24 protein-coding genes are annotated in these 25,489 nt (G+C 38.6%); 18 read left to right on the forward strand and 6 right to left on the reverse strand.

Annotated features, from left to right (window positions below; all coding sequences use genetic code 11):
• The 7 genes from kdpA to BGO88_RS02240 all read left to right on the forward strand — a co-directional run.
• Positions 1 to 1,011: potassium-transporting ATPase subunit KdpA (gene kdpA / locus BGO88_RS02210; protein ID WP_286705788.1), on the forward strand; the 1,011-nt coding region annotated here is incomplete at its 5' end.
• A 17-nt stretch (positions 1,012 to 1,028) separates the two neighbouring features.
• A complete protein-coding gene (gene kdpB / locus BGO88_RS02215) occupies positions 1,029 to 3,074 on the forward strand; it encodes a potassium-transporting ATPase subunit KdpB (protein ID WP_286705789.1) in 2,046 nt (681 codons plus the stop codon).
• 12 nt (positions 3,075 to 3,086) lie between these two features.
• The gene (locus BGO88_RS02220) at positions 3,087 to 3,647 is read left to right on the forward strand and encodes a K(+)-transporting ATPase subunit C (RefSeq protein ID WP_286705790.1); all 561 of its coding nucleotides are present in this window, start codon (positions 3,087 to 3,089) and stop codon (positions 3,645 to 3,647) included.
• A 2-nt stretch (positions 3,648 to 3,649) separates the two neighbouring features.
• Positions 3,650 to 4,735 carry a porin gene (locus BGO88_RS02225; protein ID WP_286705791.1) on the forward strand — a complete coding sequence of 362 codons (1,086 nt, stop codon included), beginning with the start codon at positions 3,650 to 3,652 and terminating at the stop codon, positions 4,733 to 4,735.
• A gap of 18 nt (positions 4,736 to 4,753) precedes the next feature.
• Positions 4,754 to 5,884 carry a sensor protein KdpD gene (locus BGO88_RS02230; protein WP_056066604.1) on the forward strand — a complete coding sequence of 377 codons (1,131 nt, stop codon included), beginning with the start codon at positions 4,754 to 4,756 and terminating at the stop codon, positions 5,882 to 5,884.
• A 57-nt stretch (positions 5,885 to 5,941) separates the two neighbouring features.
• Positions 5,942 to 6,304, forward strand: coding sequence for a four helix bundle protein (locus tag BGO88_RS02235; protein ID WP_286705792.1), 363 nt, complete (start codon positions 5,942 to 5,944; stop codon positions 6,302 to 6,304).
• 182 nt (positions 6,305 to 6,486) lie between these two features.
• The gene (locus BGO88_RS02240) at positions 6,487 to 8,217 is read left to right on the forward strand and encodes a sensor histidine kinase (RefSeq protein ID WP_286705793.1); all 1,731 of its coding nucleotides are present in this window, start codon (positions 6,487 to 6,489) and stop codon (positions 8,215 to 8,217) included.
• A 1-nt stretch (position 8,218) separates the two neighbouring features.
• Here the strand turns inward: BGO88_RS02240 and BGO88_RS02245 are convergent, their stop codons facing one another.
• On the reverse strand, positions 8,219 to 8,653 hold the full coding sequence (locus tag BGO88_RS02245; RefSeq protein WP_286705794.1) for a nuclear transport factor 2 family protein: 435 nt from the start codon (positions 8,651 to 8,653) through the stop codon (positions 8,219 to 8,221).
• A gap of 108 nt (positions 8,654 to 8,761) precedes the next feature.
• Between BGO88_RS02245 and panB the strand changes: the two genes are divergently transcribed.
• The 5 genes from panB (at position 8,762) to BGO88_RS02270 (ending at position 13,933) form a co-directional block, all read left to right on the forward strand.
• Positions 8,762 to 9,580: a 3-methyl-2-oxobutanoate hydroxymethyltransferase gene (panB, locus tag BGO88_RS02250; RefSeq protein WP_056066593.1), complete on the forward strand. Its 819-nt coding sequence runs from the start codon at positions 8,762 to 8,764 to the stop codon at positions 9,578 to 9,580.
• 55 nt (positions 9,581 to 9,635) lie between these two features.
• Complete coding sequence (locus BGO88_RS02255; RefSeq protein WP_286705795.1) at positions 9,636 to 10,325, forward strand: RluA family pseudouridine synthase; 690 nt, start codon at positions 9,636 to 9,638, stop codon at positions 10,323 to 10,325.
• Positions 10,326 to 10,412: 87 nt separating this feature from the next.
• Entirely contained in the window at positions 10,413 to 11,750 is a 1,338-nt protein-coding gene (locus tag BGO88_RS02260) for a DUF5723 family protein (RefSeq protein WP_056066585.1), read from the forward strand.
• Between the two features lie 10 nt (positions 11,751 to 11,760).
• Positions 11,761 to 13,086 carry an aldehyde dehydrogenase gene (locus BGO88_RS02265; RefSeq protein ID WP_286705796.1) on the forward strand — a complete coding sequence of 442 codons (1,326 nt, stop codon included), beginning with the start codon at positions 11,761 to 11,763 and terminating at the stop codon, positions 13,084 to 13,086.
• Between the two features lie 58 nt (positions 13,087 to 13,144).
• Complete coding sequence (locus BGO88_RS02270) at positions 13,145 to 13,933, forward strand: hypothetical protein (protein WP_286705797.1); 789 nt, start codon at positions 13,145 to 13,147, stop codon at positions 13,931 to 13,933.
• 69 nt (positions 13,934 to 14,002) lie between these two features.
• On the opposite strand, the gene BGO88_RS02275 is transcribed toward BGO88_RS02270, so the two are convergent.
• The 4 genes from BGO88_RS02275 to BGO88_RS02290 all read right to left on the reverse strand — a co-directional run bounded on the left by BGO88_RS02275 (position 14,003) and on the right by BGO88_RS02290 (position 16,569).
• Positions 14,003 to 14,659, reverse strand: a complete 657-nt coding sequence (locus tag BGO88_RS02275; RefSeq protein ID WP_056066579.1) for a response regulator transcription factor — start codon at positions 14,657 to 14,659, stop codon at positions 14,003 to 14,005.
• The gene (locus tag BGO88_RS02280) at positions 14,646 to 15,311 is read right to left on the reverse strand and encodes a sensor histidine kinase (RefSeq protein WP_245867777.1); all 666 of its coding nucleotides are present in this window, start codon (positions 15,309 to 15,311) and stop codon (positions 14,646 to 14,648) included. Before BGO88_RS02280 ends, BGO88_RS02275 begins: the two co-directional genes overlap by 14 nt.
• 98 nt (positions 15,312 to 15,409) lie before the next feature.
• A complete protein-coding gene (locus BGO88_RS02285) occupies positions 15,410 to 15,946 on the reverse strand; it encodes a hypothetical protein (protein ID WP_235498551.1) in 537 nt (178 codons plus the stop codon).
• Between the two features lie 110 nt (positions 15,947 to 16,056).
• The gene (locus BGO88_RS02290; protein WP_235498550.1) at positions 16,057 to 16,569 is read right to left on the reverse strand and encodes a hypothetical protein; all 513 of its coding nucleotides are present in this window, start codon (positions 16,567 to 16,569) and stop codon (positions 16,057 to 16,059) included.
• A 280-nt stretch (positions 16,570 to 16,849) separates the two neighbouring features.
• Between BGO88_RS02290 and BGO88_RS02295 the strand changes: the two genes are divergently transcribed.
• The 6 genes from BGO88_RS02295 to BGO88_RS02320 all read left to right on the forward strand — a co-directional run bounded on the left by BGO88_RS02295 (position 16,850) and on the right by BGO88_RS02320 (position 23,863).
• Complete coding sequence (locus tag BGO88_RS02295) at positions 16,850 to 18,859, forward strand: hypothetical protein (RefSeq protein ID WP_056066571.1); 2,010 nt, start codon at positions 16,850 to 16,852, stop codon at positions 18,857 to 18,859.
• Positions 18,860 to 18,936: 77 nt separating this feature from the next.
• The gene (locus tag BGO88_RS02300; RefSeq protein ID WP_286705798.1) at positions 18,937 to 21,084 is read left to right on the forward strand and encodes a hypothetical protein; all 2,148 of its coding nucleotides are present in this window, start codon (positions 18,937 to 18,939) and stop codon (positions 21,082 to 21,084) included.
• A complete protein-coding gene (locus BGO88_RS02305) occupies positions 21,081 to 21,905 on the forward strand; it encodes an N-acetylmuramidase domain-containing protein (RefSeq protein ID WP_286705799.1) in 825 nt (274 codons plus the stop codon). Before BGO88_RS02300 ends, BGO88_RS02305 begins: the two co-directional genes overlap by 4 nt.
• A gap of 27 nt (positions 21,906 to 21,932) precedes the next feature.
• Positions 21,933 to 22,307 (forward strand): hypothetical protein, encoded by a 375-nt coding sequence (locus BGO88_RS02310; protein WP_286705800.1) that lies wholly within the window; start codon positions 21,933 to 21,935, stop codon positions 22,305 to 22,307.
• A 94-nt stretch (positions 22,308 to 22,401) separates the two neighbouring features.
• Positions 22,402 to 23,262 (forward strand): KPN_02809 family neutral zinc metallopeptidase, encoded by an 861-nt coding sequence (gene ypfJ, locus BGO88_RS02315; protein WP_277017099.1) that lies wholly within the window; start codon positions 22,402 to 22,404, stop codon positions 23,260 to 23,262.
• 67 nt (positions 23,263 to 23,329) lie between these two features.
• Positions 23,330 to 23,863 carry a GNAT family N-acetyltransferase gene (locus tag BGO88_RS02320; protein WP_286705801.1) on the forward strand — a complete coding sequence of 178 codons (534 nt, stop codon included), beginning with the start codon at positions 23,330 to 23,332 and terminating at the stop codon, positions 23,861 to 23,863.
• Between the two features lie 7 nt (positions 23,864 to 23,870).
• Here the strand turns inward: BGO88_RS02320 and BGO88_RS02325 are convergent, their stop codons facing one another.
• Entirely contained in the window at positions 23,871 to 25,406 is a 1,536-nt protein-coding gene (locus tag BGO88_RS02325) for a YifB family Mg chelatase-like AAA ATPase (protein ID WP_286705802.1), read from the reverse strand.
• Positions 25,407 to 25,489: the final 83 nt, after the last annotated feature.

Raw genomic sequence — 25,489 nt, forward strand, 5'->3', positions numbered from 1 at the left:
ATAAAGCATGTGGGGACAAATGGTGGAGGTTTTTTTGGTACCAATTCAGCCCATCCACTTGAAAATCCTAATTACCTGACCAACATTGTTGAAATGATTGCCCAGATGATTATTCCATTTGCGATGGTGTTTGCTTTAGGATTTTACTTAAACAGAAGAAAACTATCCTGGATGATTTTTGGCGTAATGACAGTCGGATTCCTTGCGTTGACTATTCCAACCGTAATTACAGAAATGAATGGAAATCCTGCCATAGCGCAAATGGGAATTGATACAACCTCCGGCGCTACCGAAGGTAAAGAAGTACGGTTTGGAGCTGCCGCATCCGGATATTGGAGCATTGCTACAACCGTTATCTCAACAGGTTCTGTCAATTCAATGCACGACAGTGCCATGCCTCTATCCGGAATGAACCAGTTACTTGCCATGATGATTAACTGCTTTTATGGAGGATGTGGTGTAGGGATATTAAACTTTTACATTTTTATCATCCTTGCTGTTTTTATAAGCGGACTCATGGTAGGCAGAACTCCTGAATTTCTGGGTAAGAAAATCGAAGCCCGCGAAATGAAAATCGCCATGATTATTGCCTTACTGCATCCTTTCTTAATATTGGTTGGAGTTGCGTTATCAACAGCATTTCCGGAACAAGGTGCCAGCACATTGAACAATCCGGGATTTCATGGATTTAGTGAAATCTTATACGAATTCACCTCATCTGCGGCCAATAACGGAAGTGGTTTTGAAGGTTTGGGCGATAATAATCCGTGGTGGAATATTACAACAGGAATCGTATTGCTGCTTTCCAGATTCCTTCCCATAATAGGTCCTGTGGCAATTGCCGGAATCCTCGCTTCAAAAAAACACATTCCGGAAAGTGCGGGAACTTTAAAAACCGATACTTCAACTTTCGGATTAATGGTATTTGCAGTTATTTTCATCATTGCAGCGCTTTCCTTCTTCCCTTCCCTCACTTTAGGACCTATAGCAGAATATTTCACGCTTTATTAATCAAATGATTTTCAAAAATGAAAACTCAAAATAAATCACTGTTTCAGAAAGAATTGCTCAAAGAAGCATTCGTACAGTCTTTTCTGAAACTCAATCCTGCAACCCTGTTCCGCAATCCGATTATGTTTACGGTTGAAATCGGAACAGTAGTCATGCTCTGCGTTTGTTTGTGGATATTGACCGGTGAAGAATCACAAGGTAGTTTTGTGTACAACTTTACCGTTTTTATAATTTTACTATTCACATTATTGTTTGCCAATTTTGCGGAAGCCATTGCGGAAGCAAGAGGTAAAGCCCAGGCGGACAGCCTTCGAAAAACAAGAGAAGAAACACCTGCCAAAAAAATATTTCCGGTTGGAGAAATGTATGTAGACGAACTTCAGATTGTTCCTTCCTCCAGCCTGGTTAAAGGCGATATCTTTATCTGCGAAGCCGGCGATACTATTCCAACCGACGGAGAAATCATTGAAGGTTTGGCAACTATTGACGAAAGTGCCATAACCGGTGAAAGCGCTCCCGTAATTCGCGAAGCGGGCGGAGATAAAAGTTCCGTAACAGGCGGTACAAAAGTCTTATCAGATAAGATTAAAGTTCGGGTGACAACTGAACCCGGCGAGAGCTTCCTGGACAAAATGATTGCATTGGTTGAAGGGGCGTCAAGACAAAAAACACCTAATGAAATCGCACTGACTATTTTATTAGCAGGCTTTACTTTAGTTTTTATTATTGTTTGTACGACTTTAAAACCGTTTGCTGATTATGCCAATATCACTATAACCATCGCTTCTTTTATTTCTTTATTCGTCTGCTTGATTCCAACAACTATTGGTGGATTGTTATCTGCCATTGGTATTGCCGGAATGGACCGCGCCTTGCGTGCCAACGTCATTACAAAATCAGGTAAAGCCGTAGAAACTGCGGGTGATATTGATGTATTGCTGTTAGACAAAACAGGAACGATTACAATTGGAAATAGAAAAGCAACGCAATTTTATCCTACCGCTGGCATATCCGAACAGGAATTTATAAAGGCCAGTATTCTATCGTCCTTAGCTGACGAAACACCGGAAGGCAAATCAATCATTGAATTGGCAGGAAAAGAGGCTACAAAAAACCTTTCTATAGAAGGTGCCACGCTGATAAAATTTACGGCAGAAACACGCAGCAGCGGTGTCAGACTTCCGGATGGTACCAGAATCCGAAAAGGGGCTTATGACGCTATCCGAAAATTAAGCGAAAAAGCAGGAAATACTTTTCCAAATGACACATCTGATAGAGTTACTGAGATTTCCAGCAACGGGGGTACGCCTCTGGTGGTTTCTGAAAATGATAAGGTTTTAGGAGTAATCGAATTACAGGATATTATCAAACCCGGAATACAGGAACGTTTTGAAAGGCTGCGCAGAATGGGTGTCAAAACCGTAATGGTTACAGGTGACAACCCATTAACAGCCAAATTTATTGCCGAAAAAGCCGGTGTGGATGATTTTATTGCGGAAGCCAAACCCGAAGACAAGATGAATTACATCAAAAATGAGCAAATCAAAGGGAAACTGGTTGCCATGATGGGCGATGGTACAAATGATGCTCCCGCTCTTGCCCAGGCCGATGTGGGCGTTGCCATGAACAGCGGAACACAGGCTGCCAAAGAAGCCGGAAATATGGTGGATTTGGATAACGACCCTACAAAACTGATAGAAATTGTAGAAATCGGAAAACAATTATTAATGACACGCGGAACATTGACCACTTTTAGTATCGCTAATGACGTTGCCAAGTATTTTGCCATCATTCCTGCCCTGTTCATCACCGCAATTCCTGCGCTGCAAGGTTTAAATATCATGCACCTGCATAGTCCGGAAAGCGCTATCCTATCGGCAGTTATCTTTAATGCAGTTGTGATTCCGTTTTTGATTCCGCTGGCTTTAAAAGGAGTCACATATAAACCTATAGGTGCTTCTGCCCTATTAAGACGAAACTTATTGTTTTATGGATTAGGCGGTATCATTGTTCCTTTTATCGGAATAAAAATCATCGACATGATAGTTACATTATTCATCTAAACTAATAGCAAAATGAAAAATTATTTATGGATTGGAGTAAAGTTAACACTGGTTACACTTGTCTTTTTTGCCGGACTCTATACACTGTTTATTTTTGGAATAGCACAAATGGCTCCCAATCAAGGAAAGGGAATCATGACGGAAAGCAATGGAAAAAAATTCTATAGCAATATAGGCCAATCCTTTACTGATGCCCGTTATTTTAACTCAAGACCTTCTGCCGTAAACTATAATGCAGCAGGTTCCGGAGGAAGCAACAAAGGACCAAGCAATCCGGAATACCTGGCCGAAGTCCAAAAAAGGATTGACACTTTCCTTATCCAGAATCCGGAAATCAAAGTTGATGAAATTCCGGCTGATATGGTCACAGCCAGCGGTAGCGGATTAGACCCAAATATCTCCGTACAAGGTGCAAAAGTCCAAATCAAGCGTATTGCAAAAGCAAGAAACATTGAAGAAAAAAAGTTGGAAGACCTTATTGCCCAAAATACTGAAAAGCCACTTTTAGGACTGTTCGGACCAGAAAAAATTAACGTATTACAACTAAACCTCGCTCTCGATAAACTCAAATAACAATGAAAAAATTAGCTACTGCAGCTTTTATCGCAATGGTCTCTCTTGCACAAGCACAGAAAGACACTATAAAAACCCCTGAATCACCACTAAAAATATCAGGCTATGCCGAAATCTATTACCTATACGATTTCGGAGTGCCTGAAAACAATACCAGACCCGGTTTCGTATATTCCCATAACAGGCATAATGAAGTTTCTTTAAATCTTGGATTTGTCAAAGCCAACTATGAAAAAGGAAACGTAAGGGCTAACCTGGCAATCATGGCAGGAACTTATGGCAATGCCAATCTTGCTACCGAAGAAGGCATTATGAAAAACATTTATGAAGCTAATGCCGGTGTAAAACTCTCAAAAACCAAAAATCTTTGGATTGATGCCGGGATTTTTGCCTCACACATTGGTTTTGAAAGTGCCATCAGTAAAGATTGCTGGGCATTGACACGTAGCATCCAGGCAGACAATTCGCCTTATTATGAAAGTGGTGCGAAATTATCCTATACTACAGACAATGGGAAATGGTTTGTGAGCGGACTCCTTTTAAACGGATGGCAAAGAATTAAACGGATTGACGGTAATAAAACATTGGCTTTTGGGCATCAACTAACCTATAAACCAAACGCGGCTATCCTATTGAACAGCAGTTCTTTCATTGGAAATGACAAACCCGATACTGATAAAAGGATGCGTTATTTTCACAATTTATACGGTGTTTTTCAGTTAAATGAAAAATGGGGACTAACTGCCGGTTTTGACCTTGGTGCTGAACAAAAGGAAAAAGGAAGCAACAGTTATAATTCATGGTACTCTCCTATTCTGATTGCGAAATATAAAGTTTCCGACAAAATCCATATCGCAGCACGAGGAGAATATTATGCAGACAAAAATGGGGTCATTATTGCAACAGAAACACCAAACGGATTTAAAACCTTTGGCTATTCTGTCAACTTCGATTACAATATCTATGACAATGTTGTATGGAGAATCGAAGCCAGAAATCTGAACAGCAAGGATGAAATTTTTACTGAAAATGGTAATCCCACCAAACAAAACTTTGCCGCGGCAACTTCGCTCGCCATATCATTCTAAAACCTAAGCCTGTTTATTTTGGAAAGCAAAAGAGAAGATAGCGTACAGCATTTTTTAAACCTGATTCAAAAATCAAGGAGAGGAAAGTTTAAAATCTACATCGGCATGAGTGCCGGTGTAGGTAAAACTTTTCGCATGCTTCAGGAAGCCCATTCCCTCCTAAAAAATGGAATCGATGTCAAAATAGGTTTTATAGAAACACACAATCGCAAAGAAACACACGACCTTTTGGAAGGACTTCCTGTAATTCCAAGACGTTATTTGTTCTACAAAGGCAAAGAACTGGAAGAAATGGATGTTCAGGCCATCATCAGCCTTCGTCCGGAAGTAGTAATCGTTGACGAACTGGCCCATACTAACATCGAGGGAAGCAAAAATGAAAAGCGCTGGCAGGACGTCTTTGAAATCTTAGAAGCCGGAATCAATGTAATCAGTGCAGTGAATATCCAGCATATTGAAAGCCTGAATGAAGAAATAAAACACATCACAGGAATTGAAGTCAAAGAACGAATTCCTGACAGTGTTTTGGCACAGGCGGATGAAGTCGTAAACATAGACCTTACGGCTGACGAACTGATTACAAGGCTAAAAGAAGGAAAAATCTATAAGGCTGAAAAAATAGAAATGGCACTTAAGAATTTTTTCAAGAGTGAACACATCCTGCAATTAAGAGAATTGGCCTTAAAAGAAGTGGCCAGCCAGGTCGAACGAAAAGTCGAAATTGAAGTTCCTAAAAGCAAAAACACCCGTCATGAAAAATTCATGGCTTGTATTAGCAGTAACGAAGCCACCGCAAAAAAGGTAATCCGCAAAACCGCACGTCTCGCCAATTATTACAACAGCAGCAAATGGTATGTCTTATATGTACAGCTTCCACATGAAAGTGCAGACCGGATTGCATTAGACAAACAAAGACATCTAATCAATAATTTTAAACTGGCTACAGAACTGGGCGCCGAAGTCATCAAAATTGAACATACCCGGATTGCCAAGGCCATTATCGAACAGGCTGAAAGCAAAGGTATTACTACGGTATGCATTGGAAAACCAAAAATGAACCTGATGAAAATTATTCTTTCTACAAGTGCTTTCAAACAATTATTAAATAAGCTATCTTCGAGTGAAATTGACCTGATTATTCTTAGTTGATAGTGGATAGTTTTTAGTGGATAGTGTATAGTTAGTTTAAGCCATAAAAAAAAGATTATGAAAAATAGTATTGTTAAGGACAAATCGTTTGTATTTGCCGTAAGAATTGTGAGGTTATACCAACATATTTCAGAAAATAAAAAAGAATTTATACTGTCAAAACAATTGGTTAGAAGCGGAACTTTAATTGGAGCAAATATTTGTGAGGCTTTGCAGGCTCCCTCAAAAAAAGACTTTAGCAACAAGATGAACATATCACTAAAAGAAGCCCAGGAAACCGAATATTGGCTACGTTTGCTTTTTGAAACAAACTATCTATCAGAAAAAGAATACCAATCCGTTCACTCAGACAGTATCGAACTCATCAAAATACTAACCTCAATTGTAAAAACATCCCGAACAAACACAGATGAAAGATGAAAGATGAAAGTCAAAAGTCGAAAGTCGAAAGTCGAAAGTCAAAAGATGAAAGACGAAAGTCAAAAGTCGAAAGTCGAAAGTCGAAAGTCAAAAGATGAAAGACGTTAGACTAACAACTATACACTATCAACTAAAAACTATCCACTATCAATTATCAACTATAAACTATTAACTATCAAACCGTGCGTATAAAAACAAAATTAAGACTGGGCCTCGGGATTCTTTTCTTACTCATCATATTGCTCACTGCTCTGGCGGTAAGACAAGTGCATGCCATTGCCGGTGATACTGAAAATATTCTTGTTGCCAATTACAATTCCTTAGACTATTCCCGGAACATGATGAAAGAGCTCGACAAGATTGAAGGTGAAAAACAATCTTTCGAAAATTTTAATCACTTTCTGGAATTGCAAGGCAAAAACATCACGGAAATAGGCGAAAAAGAACTTACCCAAAATTTAACAGAAGATGTAAAAGCATGGCAATCAAGACCCGAAGAACCATCTATCCTGCTTCAGATTCGGAAAGACCTTAACGATATCATGAAAATTAACATGGATGCTATCCAAAGGAAAAGTATCGTAGCGCAAAAAACAACAGAAAGTGCCATACTCTGGATTTCGATTACAGGGCTTACCTGTTTTTTGATTGCCTTAATCCTGTTGGTCAACCTGCCAAGCGATATTGCAAATCCTATAAAAGACCTCACAGAAAGTATCCGTCAGATTGCCGCAAAAAACTATTCGCAGCGGGTCAATTTTGAAACGCATGACGAATTTGGAAATCTGGCCAGGTCATTCAATACAATGGCAGAAAAGCTTCAGGAATATAGTGACAGTAACCTTGCCAGACTCATGATGGAGAAAAAACGGGTTGAAACGCTAATCAACAATATGCAAGACCCGGTTATTGGACTTGATGACAAAAACCTTATTCTGTTTGCCAATGAAGAAGCCTTAAAAATTTCGGGACTAAAAGCAGAGAATATTATCGGTAAAGCTGCTACCGAAGTTGCTGTTTCTAACGACCTTGTCCGTTCACTATTACAGCATCTTATGGATGAAAATATCGAAAAGTCACAGCAAACACTTAAAATTTATGCAGATAATAAAGAAAGTTACTTCGAAAAACAAATAGTACCTATACTTGTTCTTCCAACTGGCGAAGAAGAAAAAAAACATATTGGTTCATTTATTATACTACGCAATGTCACAGCCTATAAAGAATTGGATTTTGCCAAAACCAACTTCATAGCCATGGTTTCGCATGAATTCAAAACACCAATCGCTTCAATGAAAATGAGCCTGCAATTACTGGAAAACAGCAGTGTCGGTAATTTAAACGATGAGCAGAAACAATTGGTTTCAAGCATTAAGGACGATGCTAAAAGATTACTCCGTACTACAGGAGAACTGCTGGACATCACCCAGGTAGAAACCGGAAAAACACAACTCAAAATAGAAAACTGTAATCCCGATGTAATCATTTCTGATGCAGTAGAAGCTACAAAAATACTGGCAGAACAAAAAAAGATTAGCCTTAACCTGACTGTTCCCGAATTGTTGCCTGAAATAAAAGCCGACCAGGAAAAAACAACCTGGGTCATTACGAACCTCATTTCAAATGCTATCCGCTATTCGTATGAAAACTCAACTATTTTCATTGCCGCAGAAGCCAAAGAAAATGCGCTGATGATAACTGTCAAAGACAACGGAATAGGCATTTCTCCACAGTACAAAAACAAAATCTTTGATAAATATTTCCGGATTCCGGGTTCGGAGAAAGAAGGAACCGGCCTCGGACTCGCCATCAGCAAGGAGTTAATAGAAGCGCAAGGCGGTACAATTTCCGTTGAGAGTAACTTAGGATTCGGAAGTGAATTTGTCGTCACGCTCAAAATCAGCAATGATTAACTCAAATCTTGATTTTACTGTCTCCATAGTAAATAATTTTCCATAGATTTTCCTTCTTAATCAGTTGAATGGAGTTGACGCCTTTATGGGTTAACTCGCCATTGATGTAAAATTCAAAAGGTATCCAGGCGTGAGCCATTCCACCATCAACCTTAATAGTAAAGGAAAGCAGCCGTTCTTCAAATTTGGTTTCCTTAGGAACCGTTGCAACATATCTTTTAAAATCAGCCGCTTTTGTGACTACAAGCTTGTTTCTTCTCGGACTTTGCACTACCGTCTGTAACATCAGGTCTTCATCACTCACAGCATTAATTTTCAGGCTGTCTCTGGCATGTATACCTTCAAAAAAAGTTTGTATCGATTGGCGGATTTCAGCTTCCTGGGCCATTAGCGGTTGAAAGGAAACAAAGAAAATCAATAGTACTAATTTTCGCATTATAATCTTTTTAAAGTTAAGGAAGTAAAATTAGCAGAAAAAATTATAGGTTGTGTGGCAATGGTAAATAAAGCAATTTGTACATTTACATCTTCTAATTCCTACACTATGTCTGTTGCAAAAAAAGATTATAAGAGAATCACAACCAAATCGCTGATTGAAATGAAGGCCAATGGCGAAAAAATTTCAATGCTGACATCCTATGATTTCACTATGGCAAAAATTGTCGATACTGCCGGTGTTGACGTAATTCTGGTTGGCGATTCTGCCTCAAATGTAATGGCGGGTCATGAAACTACCCTGCCAATTACCCTTGACCAGATGATATATCACGCTTCCAGTGTTGTCAGGGCAGCATCACGCGCTTTGATTGTAGTGGATTTGCCTTTTGGAAGCTATCAGTCTGACCCAAAAGAAGCCCTGCGTTCCTCTATCAGAATCATGAAGGAAAGTGGTGCTCATGCCGTAAAATTAGAAGGCGGAAGCGAAATCAAAGATTCCATCAAAAAAATCCTCAATGCCGGTATTCCTGTTATGGGACATTTGGGGCTCACACCACAATCTATATATAAATTCGGAACTTATACGGTTCGTGCCAAAGAAGATGCCGAAGCCGAAAAATTACTGGAAGATGCCAAATTACTTGAAAAACTAGGCTGTTTTGCATTGGTATTAGAAAAGATTCCTGCAAAATTGGCTGAAAAAGTAGCACAAAGCATTACCATCCCTGTAATTGGAATTGGTGCCGGAGGTGGCGTTGACGGGCAGGTTCTGGTTATTCACGATATGCTTGGAATGAATAATGAGTTCAGCCCGAGATTTTTGAGAAGATACATGAATTTATATGATGACATGACCAATGCCATTGGAAAATATGTTACCGACGTGAAGTCACACGATTTCCCTAGCGAAAAAGAACAATACTAATTGTCTTTTGATTATTTGAACTACCAAGTCGCCGAAATCTAATTTTCAAAAAACAATGAAAACCATTTCAACAAAAAATAATCTTCAGGTACTGCACGAAGACAATCATATTATTGTCATCAACAAACGTGTAGGCGACATCGTTCAGGGAGATAAAACAGGCGACAAACCCCTAAGCGATGTAGTAAAAGAATATATCAAGGAAAAATACAATAAGCCGGGCGAAGTTTTTCTGGGTGTTGTCCATCGTCTGGACAGGCCTACAACCGGAATCGTAGTATTCGCCCGCACTTCCAAAGCACTTTCCAGGCTCAATGATTTGTTTAAAAACCGGGAAACGCAAAAAACATACTGGGCTGTTGTCAAAAATAAGCCCGCAGAAGCTTCGGCAAAGCTGGTTCATTATCTGAAAAGAAATGAAAAGAACAACACTTCAAAAGCACATAGCAAAGAGGTTCCTGATAGTAAAATAGCAAGCTTAGATTACACGATAATCCGCGAGCTCAATAACTATTATGCTCTGGAAATTAATTTACATACCGGACGCCATCACCAAATCCGGGCACAACTGGCGGCTATTGGAAGCCCAATCAAAGGTGATCTGAAATATGGTGCCGACAGAAGCAATGTTGATGGTGGCATTCATTTGCATGCCCGCAAACTCACCCTCACCCATCCCGTTACCAAAGAATTATTAGAAATAACCGCACCCGTTCCTAATGACCCTATTTGGAAAGCAATCTGATATTTTTAAGAATAAAGATTCTTTTTTTACGTTAATTTAGTATCCCCAATACAAAAAATCTATACATTTAACTTAAAAAACTTCCCTATGAAATTACCAATCTTATTATGCCTACTGATTGGCACGAGTGCTTTCGCTCAGGACCATTTTTCCGGAATTACCACTTCCAGAAGAGGCGGATTATTAAATGCAAGTACAAACCCCGCCGAACTTGCCAACCTGAAAACAAAATATGAAGTCGGGGTATTTTCCTTGAGTTTTAACCTTTCCAATAACCGATTGGGTTTTGATGACCTCGTTAGCGGTGATGATTTGGAACAAAAGCTATTTGAAGGAAACAAGGATGTCGACCTCCGTTTTGATGGCGAAGTATACGGCCCGGCCTTTGCAATGAAAATAGAAAAATGGGCTTTTTCATTCAGCACTAAAGCTTATGGAAAAGTAAATTTCACCGATGTTGACCCAACAATTGGAGATGCCGTTACCAATGGAGCCCTGAACAGTATTTTTGGCGCCTCAACCATCCAAAGTGATAAAAACCAGCGCGCCAACGGAACCACCTGGGGCGAAGTGGCCTTTGGAGTTGCCAGAAATGTATATGAAACAGAGGAACACAAGTTGAGTGTGGGCGTAACCTTAAAACTCCTCTTTCCCGGCTCCTATGCGAATTTAGGTCTTGACAAATTCTCCGGAACCATCACTAACAATCTTGGAAATGTGAATATGACAGATGCTTCAGCAAGAATGAACATTTCTTATTCAGGAGATTTGGCAGACGATTTTTCAGATTTTGGCAATTATACCAGTTCTCTTTTTGGAAAATTAAATGGCTTTGCTACAGATTTGGGAGTGAACTACCAATGGAAAGACGATAATGACGGCTATAAAATCAATGCCGGAGCAGCCGTACGCAACATTGGAAGCATGACATTTAAATCCGATAACAACAGTAACAACAATTACGAACTAAATATCCCTGCCGGACAGTCGCTCAACCTGAACCAATTTGAAAGCGTAAGCAGCTTTAAGGAAATTGAAGAAATCCTGCTTTCGAGTGGTTATCTGACTGCTACTTCCAATGGCAGCGATTTTAAAGTAAAACTTCCAACCGTTTTTTCTGCTTATGCTGACGTAAAAATTATTCCTGATTTCTACGTTACCGTATTCGGACAGCAAAAATTCAATAAGGATAACAAAGACGACCAGGTTACGGCTCAAAACGTGATTTCGGTTACGCCACGATATTCCAGAGAAAGTTTTGAAGTATTTGCTCCGTTAGCGTCAAATGAAATTTCAGGATTCACAGCAGGATTGGGATTCAGAGCCGGAGGTTTCTTTATAGGGTCAAGTTCAGTGGTTACTGCCTTGATTAATGACGGAGAACAGGCAGATTTTTACCTCGGATTCCGTTTCGGATTACAATAATTTAAAAATTATGAACCATAAAGAAATCAATCAAAGAAAAGAAAAGCTTAAAAAATTCTCTCATGTCATTTCACTTCATGAAAATGATATTATAGAGGCACTGCATAAAGACTTCGGAAAACCGGCTTTTGAAGCCTATCTTACTGAAATAAATGTAGTGCAATCTGACCTGAAAGATACCATAAAAAATATCCATGCCTGGGCTAAACCTAAAAAAGTCCGGGCATCTATTCTTAATTTTCCGTCTTCTGATTATATCTATACAGAACCTTATGGAAAAACACTGATTATTTCTCCGTGGAATTATCCTTTCCAACTGGCTATCTGTCCGTTAATTGCGGCCTATGCGGCTGGTAACTCCATTGTTCTCAAACCTTCTGAATTAACACCCCATACATCAAGCTTAATTTCTAAAATCATACGGGAAACTTTTGATGTTAAGGAAGTCGTGGCCGTTTTAGGAGATGCAGAAATTGCCAAAAGCCAGCTGGCCAAACGTTGGGATTATATCTTTTTTACAGGAAGTCCGGCCGTTGGAAAAGAAATTGCAAAAGCTGCAGCCGGGAATCTTACGCCTGTAACTCTGGAACTGGGCGGTAAAAATCCCTGTATAATTGACAAAAATGCCAATCTTCAAATCGCAGCAAAACGTATTGTCTGGGGGAAATTTATCAATGCCGGACAAACCTGTATTGCTCCTGATTATCTTCTCATACACAAAGGGGTTAAGACAAAATTCATCCGCCTGTTGCAACAGGAAATTATAAATGCTTATGGCGAAGACCCTAAGCTTTCACCTGATTTTACGCGAATCATAAACAAAAAGCATTTCTTCAGACTGGTTGGAATGATAGATGAAGCAAAAACAATCACAGGAGGAATCCACGATGAAGAAAGTCTTTACATTGCGCCAACACTTATTGACGAACCTTCTTTCGACAGTGCCATCATGAAAGATGAAATTTTTGGGCCACTGCTCCCATTGATTTCTTATGAAAATGAAAGCGACCTAGAAAAAATAATTTCAAAATATGAAAAACCGCTGTCGTTATATGTGTTTACAGATGACAAAGCTTTTGCAGAACGCGCTATCCGGAAATTTTCATTTGGTGGCGGATGCATTAACGATACTGTCGTACACTTTTCAAACAAAAGGCTGCCATTTGGAGGTGTTGGCAACAGCGGTATGGGCGCCTATCACGGTAAAAAAAGCTACGATACATTTTCACACCAGAAGGCTATCGTAAAAAAAGCTACATGGCTTGATATACCGCTGCGTTATGCCCCTTATGGAAATAAACTGAAAGTAATCCGAAAACTATTGAAATGGCTCTGATTCAGTTTATAATTCCAAAATATTGATTACTTTCGCGCAATAATTGACAAACTTATTTATGCAAAAAATTACTACGACTAAAGAAAAGATTGAAGAAATCAAGCAACGTGGTTATCCTTTGGAATTTGGAGAAATTCTTTCTCAAGCCTTAAATAATTATCAGAAAATTGTGTGGATTGCCGGAGCCGGAGTATTACTTCTTTCCATCGTATTCTTTGCAATAATAATGGGTCTTGCCGCTATATTCATCGGGTTGAGTACTTTTGGGCGGGATATTGCCGATTTTCAAATCCAGAATTTTTCTGCTGCCGGAATCATTGTTGCTCTTGTTGGGGGTGCAATCGCTGTCGCGCTTATTAAGCCATTTTATGCGGGTATATTGCGGGTTGCCCACCATGCCGATGCAAAAGAAGATTTTGACTTTTCTACGCTTTTCTATTATTACAAAAGCGAATACCTAAAAGAAATTATAATTGCTGGTATTTTAATAGGATTTTGCAGTAACGGTATCAGTACTGCCCTTGAATTAACCGGAAACACAATTCTTGGGTCAGTTATTAGCTATATCATCATTTTATTGACCCTATTCACTACCCCGCTGATTATTTTTGGTAACCTAAAAGCTATTGAAGCGATACAGGCGAGCCTGATGCTGGTTTCAAGAAATTTCTTTATGTTATTGGCTCTCATGATTGTCGCAGTAATTCTGGCCGGTTTAGGAGTTTTTGCTTTCTGTATTGGTATCCTTTTCACTATCCCACTGATTTTTTCTGTACAATACATGATTTATACAAATGTCATTGGTATTGACGAAAAAAATGAACTGGAAGAAATAGGAAATTCGTAGTCAGATTATTAAAAGATTTATACTCTATAAACAAAAAAAGCCCCATCATTTGATGGGGCTTTTTTTGTTTTACACACAAACGATTTTGTTTTTAATCGCATACAAAACCAGTCCGATTCTTGTTTTGATTTCCAGTTTGGCAAAAATACTTTCCCTGTAACCATCTATTGTTTTGGGGCTAAGGCACATTTCATCTGCTATTTCCTTATAGGTTTTCTCACTGCAGGCCCTTTTAATAAAATCGAGTTCTTTTTCCTTAAATTCCAGCTTTTTGTCCTCATTATCGATTCTGTTGACCAAAATACCGGAAACCATTTCTGTAAAAAAGTATCCTTTCTCTATGACTGTTTTTAAGGCATCATAAAAAATCTGCGGTGTTGTGTCTTTTAGCAGGTAGCCTTTGGCTCCGTTTTTAATCATTTGTATGATGATGTCTTCCTCATTATTAACAGAAAGTGCGATGGCTTTATAATCCGGCCGATTTTCCTTTAGCCAGACCATAGTTGCCAATCCGTCAAGAATGGGCATGTTTACATCTAGCAGTATCAAATCAACTTCTATGTCCAGATTTTCCTCTTCCTGAAGAAACTGTATGAACTCTTTGCCGTTTCCAAAATTGTGTGTGACTTCAAAATCGCTGAAACTATTAATCAGAAATTTCAAAGATTGTGAAAACAGCAAATGGTCGTCTACGATGATAACCTTATTTTTTCTATTCGTTTTCATGATTAATTCTTTTAGGATAGGTAAACAGTACCACAGTTCCTGAACTATCAGATGTTACGGAAACAGAAGCTCCGATGAGCTTAGCCCTGACATGTATGTTATTCAATCCCGAACCGCTGCTTTTCTTCTTTGAATTAAAGCCGATTCCGTGGTCAATCAGCTTGATTTTAATATTGTCATGGTCCAGGCAGTCTATTTGAAAATCAATAATCTCACTGTGGGAATGCTTTAAGATATTGAGAATCGCTTCCTGAAAAATCCGATATATAATCAGTTCGTGTTCAACGTTTATTTCAGGAAAATCACCATTTATGCTAAAATTACAATCTATTCTTTTTAATTTCCGGATACGGTCCAGATCCAGCTGTATGGCCTCTAAAAAATTGGATTCCAGTAAATTATCTTTATTTATAATCCTTGATAGGGTTCTGATTTCATCTAACGACTTTCCTAAAATGTTTTTCAGGTCGTCAAGTTCCTCCTTGGTCATGGCTTTCTGATTTTGGATATACATGTTGACCTGCATAATGGCAACAGACAAAATCTGACCAATATTATCGTGAAGTTCCCTGCTGATTTCTGTCAGTGTCTGGTCCTTCATTTCTATCCTTGATTTCACCAATTCTGACTGAAAATGGAGATCGGCTTCCATTTTTTCAATCAAAAAATTGGTTTTTTTCTTGTGGAAATAGAAAAAGAGCACCAAAATTAACACCAGTAAGGTAAAGAAGACAATACTTAATGAAATAACTAGTAATTGTATTTCTTTTCGCTCCATATAAATCCAATTATAAAACAACCATACATCAAGACATTGAGAATGAACAGTACAAGACTGTAAACACTTTCATTACTTTCAATCAGGAACCACTTAATAGCCAGCATAAAAGGCAAATAAGGGACGTGAAGAAGCAGGACGCCTAAGATAAACCAAAAAAAAACCGATTTACTGAAATTCAATATTTTTTTTGAATTAAATATTTCAACCAGATACAGACAGGACATTAGCAAGACAAACAACACTCCCAATGTAAAACTATAGGTAAATGTTTCTGAAATATTTTTTTGGATGAAAATAAAATTAGCGAAATAAAAAAGTATAAAAACAGCCAGGAATACATCAACTAATCTTCTATGGCTGCGTTGGACTAACAGGTATTTTAAAAGAAGTAGATAATAAGAAAGGCTAACGAGCATATAAAAATTATACACACCATAATTAATCCATCCGGTCCATCGGGTGAGATTGCTGCCTACAAACTCTGTCAGGACAGAAAAAAAGATCATACCTAGCAAGGACTTAGCCTTATTACCGGGAAGTTTGTTGTAAAACAACAATCCTACTATTCCCGCTAATAAAGCCAAGTAAATGCAATAAAATCTTAAGTCCTCTAACATTATTTTTTGAAAGGATATGTCATTTTAGGAGGGTTACCCATTGAACCATAATTCATTACTGAAAGATCGGTTATATCATAATGAGGCTCTTCCTGCATAGTCGAAACATTCAGCATCCCGGATTTCTGCATATCGGTTTTGGCACCCGTCGGTGATAAAAATATAGTGGTCATCCCCGCTTTTTCAGCATATTTCGGGTCATCAGGATACCTACCCAGATACAATCTGATTCCATCTACTTTATAACCCTTATTAATTCCTTCTGTCTTGATATAATTGATATACTTTTCCAATTCTTCAACAGAATACCATACTGCATTCGCATCTTCTTTTATACTATCCTCCGCTTTTGAGCGCACCGCTTTTGAATTGTAGTTCATATGCATCTCTGTAGCCAACTCATTAGAAATCAATTGTGTTGGCTTGTCATAAATTCTATCCTCACTACACGATTGAAAGAAAAAAGTTAAACAAAATAATCCAGCTAAAAAAATAGTTTTTGAGCTTTTCATGTTTTTCAAGTTTAAGTTGTTAATAATCGCCAAAACTATCTCAATTAGGAAAATATCGCAAGGGGAAAATTACCCTTTTTTAGCAAGCCATTCTTCCTCTCCCAACCGGGAAAAGCGCTACAATAAATCTACAGGAAATAATCTTAAAAAAATCAGGCAATATGCTCTTTTACAGCTAATTGCCAAATAAGAATTTTACACCGTCGGTTTTTAGCTAAAAGACAAGGTGTAATCTGAAAAACCTTAACAGAGTAAGAATCTAATAATTAAATTTAAAAAAATGTCACAAGTAACCCCTCTTGGCTACCCACACGCTGGAGCCGGAACCGTAGAAATTCTTTTGGAGAAAGAAGATGGAGCAGATTTCGCAGTCCTTTTTTCTCCGGACCCGAACAACATGCTTTTAAGAGATAACGGATTGCCAATGCAGTTCTATTATTATCCGAAGTATCCAAGACTATCCAAACATCCTGACGGAAGATTTAAATTCTCTATGCAGGTATTCAAATCGGAAGCAGACGGTACTACTGTAATTGGTGCCGAAGGACTTGAAGAAGAAGCAGGAGCCTATACAACACTTACCAGTACTATTGACCTGCCGGAAGCATTGCTGAAAAAAGCAATCGACAAATTAAAAATCAAACTGGATGCCGAATACAAAAGCCAGAGAACTTCAAAACTATTCGGACTCTTCTCTTTCCTGAGAGGTGTCGATAAAGATTTTAACGCTACAAACGTAAGGCCGATACAGCTAACGGAAAACACTATTGCCATGCACGTAGTGGGTGAAAAATCCCAAAGCAATCCTTTTGGAGGCTCCAACCCTTGGTCATTTAATATTCAGGGAGAAGGCAGCGGAACCACTTTTGGACTTGGCGATAATGCCCTTTCTATCTTAATGGGAAGAAACAGTGCCTCATTGGTTAGAAGTGCTTTAGAAAATGGTACCAATAATCTGGTTGTTGAAAACAATATTAAGTATAAAGCTTATATGCCAACAACCGAAATCAAGGTTACTGTAAATGCCAAAAAAGTACACAACTATTTCTCTTCCAAATTCAGTGCAGGAATCAGCTGGTTCCGTGTAAACTGGGAACATGAATATGAAAAAATTGTAACAGAAGGCGGTATCACAACCGAAATCATTACAGATAATCAGTTCTCTGATGCCGAAAGAAAAAAAGTGGAAGAACAGCTGATGACAAAGGCCAGAGACTTTGCTTTTGAATTGTTGAGAAAGCAGATATTGGACCCAACCGATAAGAATTTTGGAGGTGAAACTTCAGAATCGGAAAAACTTCTTAATATCTGGAACCAGGGAGCCAGTATGGGATTCAGCTTAAAGTCCGGGCAACAGGTTAGAGAAGTGAATTTCACAGACAGTATCCGATTCTCTTCTATTGAAGTGCTAAGCTCAAAAATCAGCGGTAACCTTACTCCTCTTACATTAAAGTCCGGAACTGAAGCTAAAACAGAACTGAAAAAATACATCTCTGAAATCCAATTGGATGAAGATTTTTCAAAAGTTCAGGTAATTGCTTCTTTGAACGGAGGATTAATCAAATTAGACAAAGACAGCGACATCGTCAATGACAGTCCTGTAAGCCAGGTTTCTATTGAAGTGGGCTATCCGGATTCTAAAGGGAAAATTATCTGGAAAAGTTCCGGAAGAATGATTGCTCCGGAAGGCACTCCGTATGTAAAAACCACAAGCAGAGCCGGCAAAGAAATCGATGCCATCTTTCCTGCCACCTGGAACGACAAATCCAAAGAAAAAAATGCTTTCGTTTTTGACTTCGTAAAAAACAACGGAGCAAGTAAAGTTAAGGTAAGGCAGAATATCATGTATGAAAAAGACAAACGGGTAAAACTGAAAGACACTGTCAATGAATATGAATTTGAAGGTACTAAAATCTTCATTCCGCTATTGGTTCAGAACATGATTAATTACAACCTGTCTACTGAAGAATTGTTTGAATCAGATACGCTGGAAGTCACATTTAAAGCAGACAAAATGGCGACTAAAAAGTTCAAATTCACCGCAGATAACTATGAGGAAATGCTTCCTTATAAGGCCTGGTATGAATTAGACTATAACATCAAGCCTACAGAATACAAAGTAAAATATACCTGTAAGGGCAAGATTGGTAAAAAAGCTAAAAAGGTTACCATTTCAACAGATTACCAAAAAATAGATTATCTGGAAGGTGATATCTTATTTGAAATTCCAACTGGAACCGATGCGCAAAATGCCGACATCGAAAAAATAAGAGCTCCATTCATGGAATAGTATTTTTTAAACAGTTACAAAAGGGACAAATGTCCCTTTTGTTTACTAAAACCCAAAGATTCTCAAAATTAGAAATCATGCCTGACTTAAAAACCTTTAAACTGGAAGGAACAAAACTGGTTCCTACCAATCGATTCAATCTGGAACCCGCAAAGCCGAGTAACTCATTTACTACGGTCGTAAGTCCTGATGCACCTTTCACTGTTATTGAACATCCTATTATCCATTCTATCAATATTGACAGACCTGTCATAGGTATCCTTCCAATCAACAGATATTTTCCTTTACTCGATGGAGATATGGCAATAGATGAAAGTGCCTCTTTTAAAGACTATAGCGATAGCAATATCACCCTGCTTTTCCCCGAAATTGAAATAGCACCAAACAACAATACGCTTTTCTATTATGAAAATGTATTGGATAAATCCGGAAAAAACAGCGGACTTATGGGAAGAGTGACACTCAAATACACCATCAAAAACAAGCCGTTAAAAGCCAATGAAAAGAATATCGCCCTAAACCTGAAGGAAGCTGTATTAAACCTAAAAATAAAAGACGACAGCATCAAGATTAACGGCATAGTAACACCCGAAAAAAATGAAATCCAGTTTGATTTAAAGGATGAAGCTGTCAAAATCGCATTTCTTAACCTGATTACCCAAATCAATAACCTCAAAAGTAGTATCGACCTGTTTTTTGAATTTAAAGGCTATTCCAAATTCAGGAAGAATTTTTTAGTAGCCCGGAATATCGGTTCCATAAAAAACCTGAAATTCTTCGGAAACGAACCAGGAACAGAAAACATCAGGACACCAAAAGCATCCATCCTAAGCAATCCGCTCGTCATCAAATCAAATGCCCCGAATACCATAATCTCAAGGCGTTCGATATTGGAAATTCAAAAGGAAAACCACCTGAATACGGATGTACAGGCAGAACTCGTAAAAAGTACTTTTCTCCTGCGGGTAAACAAAACGTTGAACTATCCTCTGTCATCAGATGCTGCTACAAGCCTTTATAAAACCATTGGTGGCGGTTTTATCAATAACCCATTCAACCTCAATGAAGATTTTTCCCAATTCAGGCAAATCTTTGTTCCGGGAGTCCATTTCAGCAAACTTTCCATCTACAAATCCACATTACAACCCAACACCTTTTTGCTTATCTCAAAAACATACGGGCTATCACGCGACCTCGATACCATGAAACCTTGTATTTCTACCATATTTCATGCTTATGAAGACGGAACGAGTACCCAGGAAGAAATCTCTAAAATCAGCTTTCAGTTTGCCTTAGGTCCTAACCTATCCGAATTTGATTTGGCGAAACTGAAAATTGAATTGCTACAGAATAATTACATAGACGGCGACAAGACCGATTATTTTGAAAAAGTCCAGTTTCTTTTTCCTAATGACATCGAATCCGATTATGAAATCAGTGGTAATTATTTCCTGCAACAGTCCGACATCTCTACAGACGGCAAACATTTCCTGTTCAATCTGTCAACGGAAAACCTTTCGGAAGCCAGTATATTGATTAATGCCCTGAACAATACCATATCCCAATTCGCAAATATCAATTTCAGGCACAAAGAAATCAAAGACACCAGCATTATTGAACTCAATCTCGAAAAAACGATTGGTGAAATGATTGAATCTGTCATTGACAATACCTCCAAAACGATTAAAATCAGTAACAAGTCCATCTCAAAATGCAGGCTTAATTCCGTCTTATTTGTCAATAATGAAAATGCTGCCTATTTCAACAGCACCTATTTCAACAAATTTCCTGACTTAATCAGTAGTGAAAGTAAAATTTTAGATAGTATCGCTTTAAATCCTAATACCAAATCATCTACGGTAAAAAATATTTTTTTTGATTTTGAAAGTATTGAAGATATCAGTTCCGAATTCAGCCAGATTGTTTCCCAATCCACCAGCTACAACCGCTACCTGCAAATTGAAATCAAAAAACAGAAAACTACCACTTCCAAAATCACTATGGAACTGATTGTGGAACAAACCGGAAGCCGATTCACCATTGAAAAATTAAAGGCTGAATTTGCTATTCCGGTATTATTCAATTTTATCGTCAAAAACAGCATTTCAACCAATACGCTGTTATCCTATAAGGTAAACTACTTTGACAAGAATGACAACCTTGTCAAATCGCAAAATCATGTATTCGATTACTCCACCTCATCTAAAATAACCATCAACCAATGAAAACAATTCGATTAGGAACAAAGTCGGCAGAAGTGAATTACCTGAATGAACTCCTGCAAAAATTAGGATATCCGCTGCTGGTATCCAATTACTTCAGTCCGGAAACCGAAAAGGCCGTGAGAGATTTCCAGCTAAGCCATTCTTTGGTTGTGGATGGAATTGTAGGGATTAAAACCTGGTCCAGACTCTTAGAGATTGCCAATGTTGGATATGCTTCCAACAACAAACTGCTTTCTGAACAGAATCTTATGGATTTTGCCAGTTTTCACAATTTGGAACTTACCATTGTAAAAGCAGTCAATGAAGTAGAAAGCGGCGGAAAAGGTTTTCTTGTTGACGGACGCCCAAAGATTTTATTTGAAGGACATGTCTTTTGGAGAGAATTAGACAAGAGGAATATTAATTGTAGTAATTATGTAAATAATGATACTCAAAATATTTTATATCAAAGCTATACTAAAAAATATTATGTGGGTGGTTCAGGTGAATATGACCGTTTGGAAAAAGCCGCCGACCTAAACCCCGATGCTCTTTTTAGGGAAGCGGCTTACTGTTCGGCTTCCTGGGGATTGTACCAAATCATGGGATTCAACGCCCCATCATTAGGCTATGCGAGCATAGACGAATTTGTAGAGAAAATGTACCTGAACGAAGGTGAACACTTAAAAGCTTTCGGACTGTTTCTGGAGCAAAACAATCTTATCCGGCTACTAAAAAACAAGAATTGGGCAGAATTTGCTCTTAAGTACAACGGAAAAGGCTATAAAACCAACAGATATGATGAAAAGCTGATAAAGGCTTATGCCAGATATTCCTCTTGAAACAATAAAAAAATAAAACCGTATACTATGAACCCATCTGTAAACCAAATGATTGCCACTTTATCCAATAGAGTCTTGCGTTTTGAAAAAGCAAACAGCGACAGAGATTATTCCGACGGCGGCTGGTATGAAGAAACAAAATATGCACTTTTTTTATATCCGGACTTTACCGTACTCTATATTCTGGAATCCTTTAGCAGCGTATCTGGCGGAGGACTTTACCTGCCCAATAAGAACACCCAGGAATATAAGGGCACATGGAATGTCTGTGAAGAAAACCAAAAAATATGCCTCCATTTGACATTTGAAGATAATTCCTCTCAAAAAATAGAAACTGAAAATTTAGGTTATGGCATTCAGAAATTAGGAGACCAGGTCTGGAACCGATATCTTATTAGCTGAATAATTAACAAATAAAAAAGATTTCTAATTCCATTCTCATAATTATTTACTTTTTATTCAAAAATGTATTTAATTTGTATAAAAACACAAAATCATGAAATGGCAAGGCAGACGTCAAAGTGACAATATGGAAGACCGAAGAGGTCTGGGTTCAACAGGCAAAGTAGTTGCCGGAGGTGGACTTATTGGAATTATCATTTTATTAATTAACATTTTTGGAGGCGAAAGCGCCCAAAATCTTGCTCCTATTTTAGAACAAATGCAGCAGGGACAGTCGGCACCAACCGAATCCAGAGAACTGACTGCCAAAGAAAAAGAAGAAGGAGAGTTTGTAAATGCACTGCTTGTTGACAATGAAGATGTCTGGACGGAAATTTTTAAAGAAAATGGCTGGACTTACAAAGCTCCAAAATTGGTTTTGTTTAGCGGACAGGTAAGTACTGCCTGCGGTGGTGCCAGTTCTGCTTCCGGCCCATTCTACTGTCCGGGTGACCAAAAGGTATATATGGACATGACTTTCTTTGACGAATTAAAATCAAAATTTGGGGCAAAAGGTGGCGATTTTGCCGTGGCCTATGTAGTGGCTCATGAAATTGGGCATCACGTACAGACGCTTTTAGGAACCTCAGCCAAAATGAGACAGATGCAGCAAGGACTAAGCGAAGCCGAAGCCAATAAGCTTTCCGTAGCCTTAGAACTCCAGGCTGATTTCTATGCCGGTGTATGGACGCACTATAATGAACAAATGAAACAAATCTTAGAACCCGGCGATATTGAAGAAGCCCTAAGTGCCGCAAATGCCGTTGGCGATGATGCCATCCAAAAGAAAATGCAGGGACAGGTTGTTCCCGATTCTTTTACGCACGGCACATCAGAACAGCGGATGTATTGGTTCAACAAAGGATTTAAGACCGGAGATATAAAGCAAGGCGATACTTTTGCTGAGATACGATAAAAATATAAAAGACTCGGTTTCGGGTCTTTTTTTATAAGCATGCATCTCCTACATTTGAAAAATGAGCATGGGACTTACTTTTAGAGAACTAAAAAAAGCTGAACTGATTACCATCAAAGAGATTAATCGTTCAGAAATAATCCACGAAATTTACAAATATGTAAAAGGAGCGCTGATTCTCAAACCCGAATATTGTGTTGTGAAAGCTTTTGACCCTAAAGAACTGGAATATATTATCACTTCACAGAACCGTATTCTTGAAGAAGGAGGAAAAGTTATCGGTGCTTTTGACAACGATACGATTGCAGGTGTAGCTTCCGTTGAAAACAAAAAAAGAGGAATCCGTTCAGAATATTGCAAGATAGACATTCTGTATGTCAGTGCTGATTACAGAGGAAAAAGAATTGGCCACAAACTGATTGAGGAATGTAAAAAAATTGCATTGGATTTTGGAGCAAAAAAACTCTACATTTCTGCTACGCCAACAAAGGCAACCATTGATTTTTATAGAAATGAAGGTGCTGTTATAACCAAAGAAATTGATTCCGATTTATTTAAGCTTGAACCTCTTGATATCCATCTTGAAATAGATTTGACTTAATTCGGCATTATCCCAGCCAACCTTCCCTATCCAAACTCCTGTATTGAATGGCTTCCGCTATATGGTGCGAACTTATGTCGGTAGCATTTTCCAAATCAGCTATTGTACGGGCTACTTTTAATATCCGGTCATAGGCTCTGGCGGAAAGATTCAACCTTTCCATAGCCGATTTTAATAATTCCTTCGAATTCTCGTCTAACGGGCAAAACTCACGAATCAGTCGGGTTGACATCTGGGCATTGTAATTTACTTTTTCATAATCTGAAAAACGCATTACCTGAATTTCTCTTGCCTTGATTACCCGTTCCCGGATACTGGCACTGCTTTCTGCTTTTCTTTCTTCAGAGAGTTTATCAAAAGGAACCGGCGTTACTTCAATATGAATATCAATCCTGTCCAGCAACGGCCCTGAAATTTTATTCAGATAGCGGCTCGTTTCATGAGGCGATGATGAAATGGAAGACTCCGAATTATTAAAAAAACCACTCGGACTTGGATTCATACTTGCAACCAACATAAACGATGACGGATAGGTTATGGTAAATTTTGCCCTTGAAATAGTAACTTCCCTGTCTTCCAAAGGCTGACGCATGACTTCCAATACTTCCCGTTTGAATTCCGGCAATTCGTCCAAAAACAATACGCCGTTATGGGCCATTGAAATTTCTCCTGGCTGTGGGTAACTTCCTCCTCCAACTAATGCCACATTAGAAATGGTGTGGTGCGGACTTCGGAATGGTCGCTGGCTCATCAATCCGGCTTCTTTTATTTTTCCCGCTACACTGTGAATTTTTGTGGTTTCCAATGCTTCCCGTAAAGTCATAGGTGGTAGAATACTGGGCAAACGTTTTGCCAACATTGTTTTATCGGCACCTGGCGGACCAATCAATATAATATTGTGTCCTCCGGCTGCTGCAATTTCCATACAGCGTTTAATGGACTCCTGCCCTTTTACATCGCTAAAATCAGACTCCGGAAATTCTAAAGTCTTATAAAACTCCGCTCTGGTATCAAAAACGGCAGGAACTATATTTCCCTTACCTTCAAAAAAATCAATGACTTCCTGTACATTTTCAACACCATATACTTCCAGGTCCGAAACAATTGCAGCTTCTTTTAAATTCTGCTTTGGCAGAAAAAATCCCTTAAAACCTTCTTCTTTAGCTTTGATTGCAATGGGCAGAGCTCCGCGAATTGGCTGCAGGCTTCCATCTAGCGAAAGTTCTCCCATAATAACATAACGGTCCACCACATCAGATTGTAACTGACCTGATGCCACAAGAATGCCAATGGCCAAAGTCAGGTCGTAAGCAGAACCTTCCTTTCTTAAATCGGCCGGAGCCATGTTAATCGTGATTTTTTTTCCCGGAAGTTGGTAGCCGTTATTTTTTAATGCCGCAGCAATCCGATAGCTGCTTTCCTTTATGGCATTATCCGGCAATCCTACCAGGTGGTAGCCTATGCCTTTATCGATATTTACTTCGATGGTGATTGTTGTGGCTTCTACGCCAAAAACGGCGCTTCCATAAACTTTTACTAACATGGCGTATACTAAATTAATAAAGCTAAAATACTAAATTTCTTATTTGGAAACAGGAAAAATTTCAGGAGCAAATCTGTTAAACT

The organism is Flavobacterium sp. 38-13 (assembly GCF_001899155.1).
In the GTDB taxonomy this organism is placed as follows: domain Bacteria; phylum Bacteroidota; class Bacteroidia; order Flavobacteriales; family Flavobacteriaceae; genus Flavobacterium; species Flavobacterium lindanitolerans.

Bases quoted from the DNA above. Each gene is read 5' to 3' on its own strand.
- kdpB (WP_286705789.1), top strand. From the start codon at position 1,029: ATGAAAACTCAAAATAAATCACTGTTTCAGAAAGAATTGCTCAAAGAA.
- BGO88_RS02220 (WP_286705790.1), top strand. From the start codon at position 3,087: ATGAAAAATTATTTATGGATTGGAGTAAAGTTAACACTGGTTACACTT.
- BGO88_RS02225 (WP_286705791.1), top strand. From the start codon at position 3,650: ATGAAAAAATTAGCTACTGCAGCTTTTATCGCAATGGTCTCTCTTGCA.
- BGO88_RS02235 (WP_286705792.1), top strand. From the start codon at position 5,942: ATGAAAAATAGTATTGTTAAGGACAAATCGTTTGTATTTGCCGTAAGA.
- BGO88_RS02245 (WP_286705794.1), bottom strand. From the start codon at position 8,653: ATGCGAAAATTAGTACTATTGATTTTCTTTGTTTCCTTTCAACCGCTA.
- panB (WP_056066593.1), top strand. From the start codon at position 8,762: ATGTCTGTTGCAAAAAAAGATTATAAGAGAATCACAACCAAATCGCTG.
- BGO88_RS02255 (WP_286705795.1), top strand. From the start codon at position 9,636: ATGAAAACCATTTCAACAAAAAATAATCTTCAGGTACTGCACGAAGAC.
- BGO88_RS02260 (WP_056066585.1), top strand. From the start codon at position 10,413: ATGAAATTACCAATCTTATTATGCCTACTGATTGGCACGAGTGCTTTC.
- BGO88_RS02265 (WP_286705796.1), top strand. From the start codon at position 11,761: ATGAACCATAAAGAAATCAATCAAAGAAAAGAAAAGCTTAAAAAATTC.
- BGO88_RS02270 (WP_286705797.1), top strand. From the start codon at position 13,145: ATGCAAAAAATTACTACGACTAAAGAAAAGATTGAAGAAATCAAGCAA.
- BGO88_RS02275 (WP_056066579.1), bottom strand. From the start codon at position 14,659: ATGAAAACGAATAGAAAAAATAAGGTTATCATCGTAGACGACCATTTG.
- BGO88_RS02280 (WP_245867777.1), bottom strand. From the start codon at position 15,311: ATGGAAGCCGATCTCCATTTTCAGTCAGAATTGGTGAAATCAAGGATA.
- BGO88_RS02285 (WP_235498551.1), bottom strand. From the start codon at position 15,946: ATGATCTTTTTTTCTGTCCTGACAGAGTTTGTAGGCAGCAATCTCACC.
- BGO88_RS02290 (WP_235498550.1), bottom strand. From the start codon at position 16,569: ATGAAAAGCTCAAAAACTATTTTTTTAGCTGGATTATTTTGTTTAACT.
- BGO88_RS02295 (WP_056066571.1), top strand. From the start codon at position 16,850: ATGTCACAAGTAACCCCTCTTGGCTACCCACACGCTGGAGCCGGAACC.
- BGO88_RS02300 (WP_286705798.1), top strand. From the start codon at position 18,937: ATGCCTGACTTAAAAACCTTTAAACTGGAAGGAACAAAACTGGTTCCT.
- BGO88_RS02305 (WP_286705799.1), top strand. From the start codon at position 21,081: ATGAAAACAATTCGATTAGGAACAAAGTCGGCAGAAGTGAATTACCTG.
- BGO88_RS02310 (WP_286705800.1), top strand. From the start codon at position 21,933: ATGAACCCATCTGTAAACCAAATGATTGCCACTTTATCCAATAGAGTC.
- ypfJ (WP_277017099.1), top strand. From the start codon at position 22,402: ATGAAATGGCAAGGCAGACGTCAAAGTGACAATATGGAAGACCGAAGA.
- BGO88_RS02320 (WP_286705801.1), top strand. From the start codon at position 23,330: ATGGGACTTACTTTTAGAGAACTAAAAAAAGCTGAACTGATTACCATC.
- BGO88_RS02325 (WP_286705802.1), bottom strand. From the start codon at position 25,406: ATGTTAGTAAAAGTTTATGGAAGCGCCGTTTTTGGCGTAGAAGCCACA.